This is a genomic window from Butyrivibrio sp. XBB1001, from assembly GCF_000424505.1.
In the GTDB taxonomy this organism is placed as follows: domain Bacteria; phylum Bacillota; class Clostridia; order Lachnospirales; family Lachnospiraceae; genus Butyrivibrio.
This window is the reverse complement of record NZ_AUKA01000002.1, coordinates 429,832-441,663: the sequence shown is the minus strand read 5'-3', so window position 1 is coordinate 441,663 and position 11,832 is coordinate 429,832. Positions and strand designations below refer to the sequence as shown.

10 protein-coding genes are annotated in these 11,832 nt (G+C 41.9%); all 10 read right to left on the bottom strand.

The genetic code is table 11. From position 1 onward, the window contains the following. Positions 1–185: 185 nt before the first annotated feature. The 10 genes from ilvN to G631_RS0104675 all read right to left on the bottom strand — a co-directional run bounded on the left by ilvN (position 186) and on the right by G631_RS0104675 (position 11,807). Positions 186–668, bottom strand: coding sequence for an acetolactate synthase small subunit (gene ilvN, locus G631_RS0104720; RefSeq protein WP_026488477.1), 483 nt, complete (start codon positions 666–668; stop codon positions 186–188). Positions 669–691: 23 nt separating this feature from the next. Next, entirely contained in the window at positions 692–2,320 is a 1,629-nt protein-coding gene (gene ilvB, locus G631_RS0104715; protein ID WP_026488476.1) for a biosynthetic-type acetolactate synthase large subunit, read from the bottom strand. A gap of 13 nt (positions 2,321–2,333) precedes the next feature. Further along, positions 2,334–4,796: a homocysteine S-methyltransferase family protein gene (locus tag G631_RS0104710; RefSeq protein ID WP_026488475.1), complete on the bottom strand. Its 2,463-nt coding sequence runs from the start codon at positions 4,794–4,796 to the stop codon at positions 2,334–2,336. A gap of 312 nt (positions 4,797–5,108) precedes the next feature. Continuing rightward, the gene (locus G631_RS0104705; RefSeq protein WP_026488474.1) at positions 5,109–6,176 is read right to left on the bottom strand and encodes an acyltransferase family protein; all 1,068 of its coding nucleotides are present in this window, start codon (positions 6,174–6,176) and stop codon (positions 5,109–5,111) included. A 3-nt stretch (positions 6,177–6,179) separates the two neighbouring features. Continuing rightward, positions 6,180–6,587, bottom strand: coding sequence for a hypothetical protein (locus tag G631_RS0104700; protein ID WP_155833870.1), 408 nt, complete (start codon positions 6,585–6,587; stop codon positions 6,180–6,182). A 131-nt stretch (positions 6,588–6,718) separates the two neighbouring features. Next, positions 6,719–7,147 carry an ATP synthase F1 subunit epsilon gene (gene atpC / locus G631_RS0104695; RefSeq protein ID WP_026488472.1) on the bottom strand — a complete coding sequence of 143 codons (429 nt, stop codon included), beginning with the start codon at positions 7,145–7,147 and terminating at the stop codon, positions 6,719–6,721. 2 nt (positions 7,148–7,149) lie between these two features. Continuing rightward, a complete protein-coding gene (gene atpD, locus G631_RS0104690) occupies positions 7,150–8,562 on the bottom strand; it encodes a F0F1 ATP synthase subunit beta (RefSeq protein ID WP_442855800.1) in 1,413 nt (470 codons plus the stop codon). Beyond that, positions 8,534–9,505, bottom strand: coding sequence for an ATP synthase F1 subunit gamma (gene atpG, locus G631_RS0104685; protein WP_026488470.1), 972 nt, complete (start codon positions 9,503–9,505; stop codon positions 8,534–8,536). Before atpG ends, atpD begins: the two co-directional genes overlap by 29 nt. Positions 9,506–9,529: 24 nt before the next feature. Continuing rightward, positions 9,530–11,323 carry a F0F1 ATP synthase subunit alpha gene (gene atpA, locus G631_RS0104680; RefSeq protein WP_242829060.1) on the bottom strand — a complete coding sequence of 598 codons (1,794 nt, stop codon included), beginning with the start codon at positions 11,321–11,323 and terminating at the stop codon, positions 9,530–9,532. After that, the gene (locus G631_RS0104675) at positions 11,316–11,807 is read right to left on the bottom strand and encodes an ATP synthase F0 subunit B (protein WP_026488468.1); all 492 of its coding nucleotides are present in this window, start codon (positions 11,805–11,807) and stop codon (positions 11,316–11,318) included. Before G631_RS0104675 ends, atpA begins: the two co-directional genes overlap by 8 nt. Between the last annotated feature and the right edge of the window lie 25 nt (positions 11,808–11,832).

Below are 11,832 nucleotides of genomic sequence, written 5' to 3'. Positions count from 1 at the left end.
TATAAGCGTAAACACCAGAGAAATATATTGTCTGCTGATTTTTTTCTGATAAAAATCTTCATTTTTCATATGGTGATTTTATCAAAATGCCCCCATAAGAAAAAGTGGATTTTCTTGTCATAATTTCAAATATGACAAAAAAATCCACTTCTGCCACCATATGGTCTCTAGATAAAACTATATTATCACTGTTCCTTGCACTTAGTGAGGGCAACCGTGCCTGTTCTGGCAATCTCAACTATGCTGACACTCTTTAGCATCTCGATAAAGAGCTCTATACGCTCTGATGTGTCGCAGATCTGGATCATCATGAGATTCTTGGACATGTCTACAATCTGAGCATGCATGATTTCACAATTTTCCATGATATCGCGCCTGTTCTCTTTGTTGTATTTGACCTTGATGAGCATAAGTTCCCTGTTTATGGACATGCTCTCCTTGAAGGTCTTGACCTTTATGACATCAATTTTCTTGTTGAGCTGTTTCTCAATCTGCTCAATAGTGCGTTCATCTCCGCTTGATACAATTGTCATAGCAGAAATGCCCTTGTCTGCGGTTTCGCCAACTACAAGTGAATCAATATTGAAATTTCTTCTGGAGAACAGGCCTGCAACCTTTGAAAGTACACCAGCTCTGTTCTCTACCAGTACTGAATATATTCTACGCATATTTTCACCACCACTTATTTGTATTAGTACTTCACAAGCTCCATTGGATCTACGCGGACTTCCAGAAGTGCTGCCTTGTCATCAGCCAAAAACTCAGCAAGTTTTTCTGAAATATCATCCTCGCCGGTGATCTTCATATAATCCATATCGTAGGCTGCGGCGATAAGAGAAAGCTCGGGATCTCCCTTAAGTTCAACCATGGAATAGGTGTCATCATAGGCATAATGCTGATGCTCACGAACCATTCCAAGGAAACCGTTCTTCATCACAATTATCTTGATATTGATGCCGTACTGGCGCATGGTAGCAAGTTCCATCATAGACATCTGGAAAGCTCCATCTCCTATAACTGCAAGAACCTGCTTGGAAGGAGCTGCCAGCTTGGCCCCCATGGCTGCAGGGATGGAATAGCCCATTGTTCCCATTCCGCCCGAGGTCAAAAACCTGCCATTTCTAACCTTGTAGTAAGCGCAGGACCACATCTGATTCTGGCCAACATCTGCTACATAAATAGCATCGTCCTCTACAGCGGCAGAGAGCTTTTCCATGAAATCCTTGGGTTCTACAAAATCGCCCTCAGCAGGCATCCTGCCTGAAGCCATTTCTTTCTTGTAACCATTAAGGATAGAGAGCCATTCTCTATGCTCATCAGCATGATCATCCTGCTCTAAAAAGTCCTGGAAAATGTGCTTGATATCTCCAACAAGCGGAATAGTAGGTCCTACGTTTTTTCCTATTTCTGCAGGATCTACATCTATATGGACCATAACCTTATTCTCAGTTATAAGATCTGGTCTGTTTACTGCTCTGTCTGCAACTCTTGCTCCAACCATAAGGAGAAGGTCTGACTCATTCATAGCTCTGTTTGCAAAAGGCTGTCCATTATTGCCCACCATTCCAAAGTACAGCGGATGGTCTGATGGCATAACTCCAATTCCCATCATGGTAGAAACTACAGGCACATTGTTAAGCTCAGCAAACTTTCTGATCTCTGCAGTTGCGCCGCTAAGGTGCACACCGCCTCCAACACAGATTATAGGTTTCCTTGATTTCTCAACCTCTTTTATTACCTTCTTGATCTGCGCAACATTTCCCTTTACTGTTGGCTTGTAGCTACGCATAGAAATTGATTCAGGGTAAGTAAACTTATCGCCAAACTCTGCATTCTGCACATCAAAAGGAATATCTATAAGTACCGGACCACGTCTTCCAGTGCTTGCTATATAGAAAGCTTCCTTAAAGACTCTTGGAAGGTCTTCTACATTTCTTACAAGATAGCTGTACTTGACAAAAGACTCTACAGCGCCGGTAATATCTGCTTCCTGGAAAACATCACTTCCTATCATGTCGCTATTTACCTGGCCTGTGATTGCAACCATAGGAATGCTGTCAGCGTAGGCTGTGGCAATTCCTGTAATAAGGTTCGTAGCGCCAGGGCCGGAAGTTACTGCGCACACGCCAACTCCGCCGCTAATTCTGGCATAGCCACTTGCAAGGTGTGCTGCATTTTGCTCAGTTCGAACCAGCACTCTTTTAATGCCTGACTCCGTCATCTTATTCCAGAAGGGATCAATGGCAACTCCAGAGTAACCAAAGATAACCTTCGTATTTTCTTTTTCCAAACACTTAACAATAACCTCAGCGCCTATCACAAGGATTTCCTCCCTACTCTATTCCCAGTATGTTTTTTACAACTCTCACAGCATCTGCTGCATCAGAAGAATAGCCATCAGCCCCGATCTCATCAGCATAGTCCTGAGTAACTACAGCACCGCCAATTATGATCTTGGCATCAAGGTGCTCCGCCTTTGCAAGCTCCACCACGTTTTTCATCTCCTTCATTGTGGTAGTCATAAGTGCTGAAAGAGCTATGATCTTGGCATCATATTCCTTGGCTGCCTTTATAATCTCTTCTCTTGGAACGTCCTTACCAAGGTCATGAACATCAAAGCCGTAGTTCTTGAGCATAAGGGCTACCAGGTTCTTACCTATATCATGAATATCTCCGTGAACCGTTGCAATCACAATAGCTGGCAGTTTTTCTCCTGTACCCTCGCCTTCCTTAAGAAGAGGCTCCAAAAAGCCAATGGAAAGCTTCATGGCTTCAGCCCCTGCTATAAGCTGTGGCAAAAAGTATTTGCCCTTATCAAACAAATCTCCAACCTCATTTATAGCCGGCATCAGGACTTCATCCAATATCTTTCTGGGTTCAATTCCCTCTTTTACAGCCTTTTCAGTGTCTTTTACAATAGTTCTCTTTGAACCATTAAGTACATCTTTCTTAATTATATCAAGAATATTATCACTTTCCAAAGGTGCATTTATCGTTTTAGCGTTTGTATCTGCAACAACTGCCCCCTGGTCTGCGTATCTCTCCATTCTGGTAATGTATCTGACATCTGCACCTTCTTTTTTCCTCAAAAGGTCACTGGCAAATGCCGCATTGACCAGCATCTCCTGTGATGGATTAGCAATGGCCATAGTAAGGCCTCTTGAAATTGCCATAGTGAGAAAGGCAGTATTTACATTCATTCTCTGGGGCAAGCCAAAAGAAATATTGGAAAGGCCGCAGATTGTAGCATAGCCGTTATCATGACAGTACTCGATAGTTTCAAGAGTATTAAGAGCCGCATTAGGGTCAGCACCAACAGTTGCCACAAGACCATCCACCACAATATCTTCCCTTGTCATGCCAAGGTCATAGGCCATCTTGGAGAGCTCATTAATATTATTTATCTTCTCCTCAGAGTCCTTGGGAAGAGCCTCTGCAAGAGGCAAAAGAATAAACATAGCCCCGTACTTTTTAGCAAGTGGCAGGAATTTCTCAGCCTTTCCCTTTTCAAGAGAAATTGAATTCATAAGTGCTCGTCCAGGGTAGATACGAAGTGCAGCTTCCATAACTTCGGCACTTGAGGTATCTATGCATAGAGGAAGATCAGTTATAGACATTACTTCCTCAAGGACATTTAGCATCATTTCCTTCTCATCGATGCCACTCATGCCTACATTGATATCAAGAATCGAAGCACCCTCTTTTTCCTGTTCTCTTGCAAAGTCAGAGACCATGTCAAGATTTCCTTCTCTTAGCTGGGCCTGCAACTTCTTTTTCCCTGTAGGATTTATTCTCTCCCCTACTATCATGAAGTTCTCATCAAGATCAAAAGAAAGGCTCATTCTCTCGGAAGCAAGATATCTTCTGCCGCTTATCTTTCTGGGAATTCTGCCCCCTTCTTCATCAAGAAGCTCTGAAGGCTTAATATCTTTATAGGCTTCCTTTAGCTTTCTGATATATTCAGGGGTAGTTCCGCAGCAGCCGCCAATAATGGAAGCACCAGCTCTTACTAAAAGATCCATCTCAGACACAAAGGTATCTGCATCCATGTCGTACTCAGTGTTGCCATTTTCATCAACAGAAGGAAGGCCTGCATTGGGCTTGGCAATAATAGGAATATTGGTAACTGATGCCATATTCCTTATTATCTCCTGCATCCTGTCAGGGCCAGTTGAACAGTTAGCTCCGATTGCACATGCCCCAAGAGTCTCCAATGTAATAGCACTTGAAGTAGCATCAGATCCGTAAAGAGTTCTTCCATCCGCCTCAAAAGTAAGAGTAACCATAACAGGTAGGTCAGAAACCTCTCCTGCTGCTATGAGTGCTGCTCTACACTCCTGAAGGCTCATCATTGTCTCAACTATAAGAAGGTCACAACCAGCCTTTTCAAGAATCCTTATCTGCTCCTTGTATACATCAATAAGCTCTTCAAGATCAAGGTCTCCTATAGGCTTAAGCTGCCTTCCAGTCATTGTAATGTCACCAGCAACAAGGCAATTTGGCGCAGCTTCTTTAGAGAGCTTAACAAGCTCAGTATTTATCTCTTCTATCCTGTCCCCAAGGCCATAATCAGCAAGCTTTATCCTGTTTCCAGTAAAGGTAGGCGCATAGATAATATCTGCCCCAGCCTCTGCATAGCTCTTTTGAAGCTGGAACATTATGTCCCTGTGCTCTAAGATCCATTTCTCAGGGCACACACCAGCTGGCATTCCAGCCTTCATAAGATTTGTTCCCGTTGCACCATCCAGGAACATTATTCTATTCTCACATAACTTTCTAAACTCAGCCTTATTCATATATCAAAATCCTATATTTTTTCTTAATTTATCATTTTATAAATCTTTAGTACTATTATATTCTTCTTTTCGCTTTGCATATCGTAGTCAGAGGAACTGCCCTATGACTTATAAGGTATTATATGTATTATTTTACGACTTTTTGTGCTATGAAGACGAGACCAATGAATCGTAAGTGCCTATGCACGAAGCGATTCATGCTCTGGGCTCGTCGGAATGCTCAGCACAACAGGAGTAAAAAATACATATATACCGACATAAGCCATAGGGCAGACCCTCGTCCTAATTATTACACTATAACCTTAAATAACATCATACACTAGATGGCATTTTTAACCTCTTTCGAAAAATGGCCGGCACAAAATAGAATAAAATCACACAGATTGCCATCACCACTATAGGCTTTGCATACATAGGCATAGCTGCAATGATGCCCGCATTAGCCAAGTGATCTATTATTGCTATCACAAGAACATGGTAATAGTAAATGTTTGAAGAAGCATCCCTTCCTATCTTCCATAGCACCTTGCCTCCCATATCCAGACACTCTGACAAGATCAAAATGCTGACAACAATACAAACAGAGCCCATATAAACTTCTTTTTTGCCAAGAATCTGCATCTCAACAGCTGTAAGGACAACACCTGCCCCCAGCAAAAGAAAAGCCTTTACCCTGGCACTTTTAATCCATCTGTTTTTCTTTTCCTCATCAAGAGTATCAACCTTGTCCCTTATGAAATCAGCGAACAGCACTCCTATAAGTACAAAGGGAATTCCTACAAACAGCCAGTTTCGCATGACAAACCAGGTGCAGATATTAATGCCAAAAGGCCTTATTGGGTAATAGGTCTGAAGAAGCTGCCCAAAGAACAAAAAGAAAAGAAGTATACCGATAAGGCCCTTGTACCAGCTTCTAAGAACCGGTGCAAAAATGTATATCAGGCCATACACATAGATCAAGGCAAAAAGATACCACATATGATCAAAGGTATATGTCCAATCGTAAATAAACTTACCCGAATTAAACAAAATAAAATTAAAAGTTTCAGCCGGATTAAACTTAGAGCTAAACCAATCATAAACAGTATTTTGGTAGATCATATAAACAGCAAATGAAAAAGCAAGATAAATCAAATAAACAAGCCCTGTTACTTTCAAGGTTTTCCCTAAGGCTCTGCATGTTCTTGATCTTATGTATTTTGTTCCGCCTTCATTGGTCGCCAGAAGAAATCTGCCAGAAATGGCAAAGAAATACGGTACAGCAAATCTGGCCAGTGCATCCAGCAGCTGGCCAAAATATCCTGGAAATCTTGTATGTATTGTAATGACAGCAAGGCATGCAATAAATCTTACTGTATAAAGAAATCTGTTTTCCTTCATGAATTACTCTGTAGTAGCTCCTATAGTAGAGAACTGTCCTGGCTCCTGAGTTGTTACTGTTACCCCATCCCCAGTTGGAACCTCTCCATGAAGAACCTGGAGCATAACCTTTACTCTATTATTGGCCCTTTCATAGTACTGAGAAGCAAGAGATTCATCTTCAGCATTAAAATCCCCATCATAAGCACTATGATAGAATTCATCAGCCATCTGCATATATTCAGCAGCTTCACGTGCTATGTCAGCTATTCCTGAAAATTCATCCGGAATAGCAATAGCCGCCATAGTCTTATAGGCTTGATTCATCTCATCAAGGTATCCTAAAAGCTCTATTTTGGCGGTTTCAGAATCAGGATCTATATTATTTATAGCTCCGTCTAAGCGAGCAAGCTCATCGTAAAATTCTGTCATACTGGTTTTATATTCTTCTAATGCCTTGGAATTTTTGTTGCCGCAACCAGTCACAGACAAACATAAACAAAATAATAAAAGAAGGCGCAAAAAGCCCCCACACATAGCTTTTTTCAAAACAATTCTCCCTACTACTTATCAGAATACTTAGAAGCCGCGCTAAGTCTTGTAAGAGCTCTGGCAAGACCTGCCTGAGACTTCTTAAATTCCTTTATCGACTGCTTCTGAAGAAGGTGCTCCATAGCAAACTCGTATGCCTCCTGAGCTCTTCTCTTATCAATATCTTCAGGTTTCTCGACTGTATTTACAATTACAATGCACCTGTTATTAGCCATCTGTGCGGAGCCAAGACTTACTACCCCATAAATCCACTCTCCGCCAGGCTTTTTGATCTTAATTACACCATCAGAAAGAGCCAGGATCATCTCCTCATGTCCCGCAAGAAGGGCAAGTTCCCCATCATCGCAGGGCAGAATGATCTCTTCCGCTCTGTCATCATAAAACATTCCGTTAACTGAAATGACCTGCAGTCCAAAGGTCGGAAATCTTTCATCACTCATATTTACGCCTCAATCTGCTTGGCCTTCTCTGCCACTTCATCTATTGTACCAACATTAAAGAAAGCTGATTCCGGATACATATCCATCTCACCATCTATTATAGCCTTAAATCCTCTGATAGTCTCAGCAAGAGGTACAAACTTACCAGGAATACCTGTAAACTGCTCAGCAACATGGAATGGCTGTGATAAAAATCTCTGTATCTTACGTGCTCTATGAACAGTAAGCTTATCCTCATCACTAAGCTCTTCCATACCAAGAATAGCAATGATATCCTGAAGCTCTTTATACTTCTGAAGGATCTCCTGAACCTTCATAGCAGTCTCATAATGTTCCTTGCCAACTATGTCCTCTTCCAGAATTCTACTGGTAGATTCAAGAGGATCAACAGCAGGATAAATACCCTGTTCTACAATCTTCCTTGACAAAACTGTTGTCGCATCAAGGTGAGCAAAGGTCGTAGCTGGTGCAGGGTCTGTAAGGTCGTCCGCAGGCACATATACAGCCTGAACAGAAGTAACAGATCCAAGCCTTGTGGATGTGATTCTCTCCTGAAGAGCTCCAAGGTCTGTAGAAAGAGTTGGCTGATAACCTACGGCTGAAGGCATTCTTCCAAGAAGTGAAGATACTTCAGATCCTGCCTGTACAAATCTAAAGATATTGTCTATAAACAAAAGAACGTCCTGATGCTTGACATCTCTGAAATACTCAGCCATTGTAAGTCCCGTCTCAGCAACACGCATACGTGCTCCCGGCGGCTCATTCATCTGTCCAAACACAAGGGCAGTCTTACTGATAACTCCAGATTCTGTCATTTCTGACCACAGATCATTACCTTCTCTTGATCTCTCACCTACTCCGGTAAAAATAGAGTATCCGCCATGCTCTGTAGCGATATTCTGGATAAGTTCCTGGATAAGGACTGTCTTTCCTACACCGGCACCGCCAAATAGACCTATCTTACCACCCTTGGCATAAGGAGCCAGAAGATCAATAACCTTTATTCCGGTCTCAAGAACCTCTACAACAGGGCTCTGGTCAACAAGCTTAGGCGGATCTCTGTGAATCTGCCACTTTTCGCTGGTGCCAACATCGCCCTTTTGATCTATAGCATCTCCTAAAACATTAAAGAGTCTTCCAAGGACTTCTTCTCCTACAGGAACACTTATTGGTCCTCCGGTAGGATAAACTGTCATATCCTTGCAAAGTCCTTCACTTGGAGAAAGCATGATGCAGCGAACAACATCTTCTCCAATGTGCTGGGCAACCTCCATCACTCTTTTTTTGTCCTCAACATATACCTCCAGAGCATCACTGATAAATGGAAGGTCACTATCATCAAATTTTACATCTACTACAGGTCCCATGACCTGAACAATCCGTCCGTTATTCAACAGTGTTTCTCCTCGTCTCATCTATAATCTTGGCATCAGGTGCTTTTCTGCTCTTCCTGGCCTTTTGTTGTTTAGCCCTTTTAAGTGCCTTGGCTCCGCTGGCAACCTCTGTTATCTCCTGCGTGATCATAGCCTGTCTCTGCCTGTTGTAAGTTCTCTGAAGTGCATCCAGCATCTTCTGGGCATTCTTGTTGGCAGAATCCATAGCCATCATTCTCGAGCTCTGCACACTGCAAAAGGCTTCTACTAACGCTCCATAAATGTATCCGGTAATATAGTTTGGAACAATATTATCAAGAATTGCGGAAGGACTTGGCTCCATCAGGAATTCCTCAAGCATTGTCCCGGTATGCACGTGCTCTTTTCGAATATTTGTAATAATCTCAAGTGGGAGCAGCTTTTCATACCTTGTTTCACACACATTGCCATGAACAGTAGTGTAGATACAGTAAAATTCATCTATCTCTCTTCTGTCATAGTAATCCAGAATCTCCGCTGCTATCTTTCTGGCTCTGTGAAGTGTTGGATTCTGGGAAGTAAACATAAAGGATTCCTCTATGCTTATGTTCCTGGAAAGGAAATGAAATCTTCCCACCTCTCCTATAACAAAGAGCTTGAAATTATCGCCATTCTTGCTTATATTTTCCTCTGCAAGCTTTAAGACATTGTGGTTATAAGCCCCAGCAAGACCTTTATCATCAGTAAAAACGATATAGCCTCTTTTCTTTTCATTGTCCGGAATATCGCTTTTGGACTCCAAAAAGATGTTCTCAACTCCCTCCGGAAGATGTCTTACAACTCTGGAGATCATTGCCTGGGTAGCAAAGAAAAATGGTTCCGTATCTGTCAGCATTTTCTTTGCTTTTCTAAGCTTGGTAGAGGATATAAGGTACATGGCATTTGTAATTTTTCTGGTATCGTTAACGCTATTTATGCGGTCACGAATTTCTTTTATATTTGCCAATTATCAAACCTCTTTGGAATAAGCTTAATTTTGCTTCTGCATCTGTTCAACTTCATCTTTGAGCTTTTTATTTTCAAGGTCATTGAAAGTATCAACAGCCTCAATGATCCTTCTCTTTAGCTGCTCTGAAAGTTCCTTGCCCTTTTCAAGCTCTTCGCAAATATCAGAACACTCTGTATCAAAATATGTGAGTAGCTTTTGCTTGTATTCTCTAACCTTTTTAACAGGAACCATATCAAGGCGCTTTGAGTTAGCTGCTACCAAAATGATAACCTGCTGATGCATCGAAAGCGGATGCTCTAATGGCTGTTTCAAAAGTTCCATCAGAACATTTCCATGGGCAAGCTGATTTTTAGTAGTCTCATCAAGATCTGAACTAAACTGCGTAAATACAGCCATCTCTCTGTACTGTGCAAGATCAACTCTTATACTTCCAGATGCTTTTTTCATAGCCTTAGTCTGGGCTGCACTACCAACTCGGGAAACTGAAAGTCCTACGTTTACAGCAGGTCTCATTCCTTCAAAGAACAGATCGCTTTCAAGGAATATCTGTCCATCAGTTATTGAAATTACATTGGTAGGAATGTATGCGGATACGTCTCCCGCCAGAGTCTCAATGATTGGAAGTGCTGTGATAGAGCCGCCTCCAAGTTCTGAAGAAAGCTTACTTGATCTTTCAAGAAGTCTTGAATGCAAGTAGAATACATCTCCAGGATAAGCCTCACGACCTGGTGATCTCTCAAGCAAAAGAGATAGCGCTCTATAAGCTACAGCATGCTTGGACAGGTCATCATATACAATAAGGACATCCTTGCCACGATACATAAAGTACTCAGCAAGAGCTGTTCCTGAATATGGAGCTATATACTGAAGAGGCGCCATATCAGAAGCTGTAGAGCTGACTACTATAGTGTAGTCCATAGCTCCAGTCTTCTTGAGAGTCTGTATGAGCTTGGCTACAGTTGAAGCCTTCTGTCCAATTGCGACATAAACACAAATAACATCCTTGCCCTTCTGATTGATGATAGTATCAAGGGCAATAGAAGTCTTACCAGTCTGTCTGTCTCCTATAATAAGCTCACGCTGTCCTCTTCCTATTGGGAACATGGTATCTATTGAAAGAATTCCAGTCTCCATAGGTTCATTAACAGATTGTCTCTCGATTATTCCAGGTGCAGTATTTTCAACTGGCCTGTAATCAGATTCCTTGATATCACCAAGGCCATCTATAGGTGCTCCAAGGGCATCAACTACTCTTCCTATAAATGCCTCACCTACAGGAATTCCAGCCTCTTTGTATGTTCTAACGGCTCTTGTTCCCTGCCTGATACCAGTATCATTACCAAAAAGGATACAGCCAATATGATCATCTCTGATGTCCTGAGCCATTCCCTTGGTTCCATCTTCAAATTCAATTATCTCGCCATAAAAAGCGTGGTCGATACCATCAACATTGGCAATACCATCACCAACCCAGGTTACTGTTCCAACCTCTCTGTCTTCTGTAGAGAGTGTGAAATTCTCAACCTTGGAGCTGAGCATTGATATAATCCTGCCAGCGTCGTTGTGCTCACTCTTTTTTCTTAAATTATTAAGTTCTGCGCGAAGCTGTCTCGCTCTTCCTGCATCAGACCAGTCATACTCAAAATTCTTACAGGAAACGATAAAGCCGCCGCCAATTGAAGGATCTTGAGATAACTCAAGTTCGATTTCCTTACCTTCAAACTTTTTCTGCAGCATTGCCTTTATCTTGGAAACCTGCTCGTCACTAGGAGCAGTACTCGCATAGCGCAGTTTTGCTAATAATCTTTCACTCATTATCCGCTCCGGCTTCAATTATAAATTTATCATAGAGTTCTCTGTCATCAGTTGCACTATGTTTGGTTGCAGCAATTTTAGAAGCTGCATCAATAACCATATCTGTGATCTGGGCAGCGTAAACCTCTTTGGCTCTTTCATTCTCAACCTCAGCGTTATGCTTGGCCTCGATAACGATCTGCTCACCCTTTTTCTTGGCATCAGAAACAATGCGCTCATACTCGTCGTAGCCCTGTTTCTTGATATCAGCAAGAATCTGCTCTTTTTCTTCATCAGCAAGAGCTATCTTCTCTTCATACTCTTTCTTGGTATCAAGAGCTTTCTGGGTCGCAAGATCAGCTGCCCTGGTAGCTTCATCAACCTCTTCTTTTCTCTTCATAACAACCTTGTCTACCCTGTCAAACAGGAACTTTTTAAAGATTATATAGAGAACAAGCAGGTTGATCACTATACATACTATGTTTACAATACTAAAATCTAACACTGTGATATCCTTCTTTCGCTGGGCA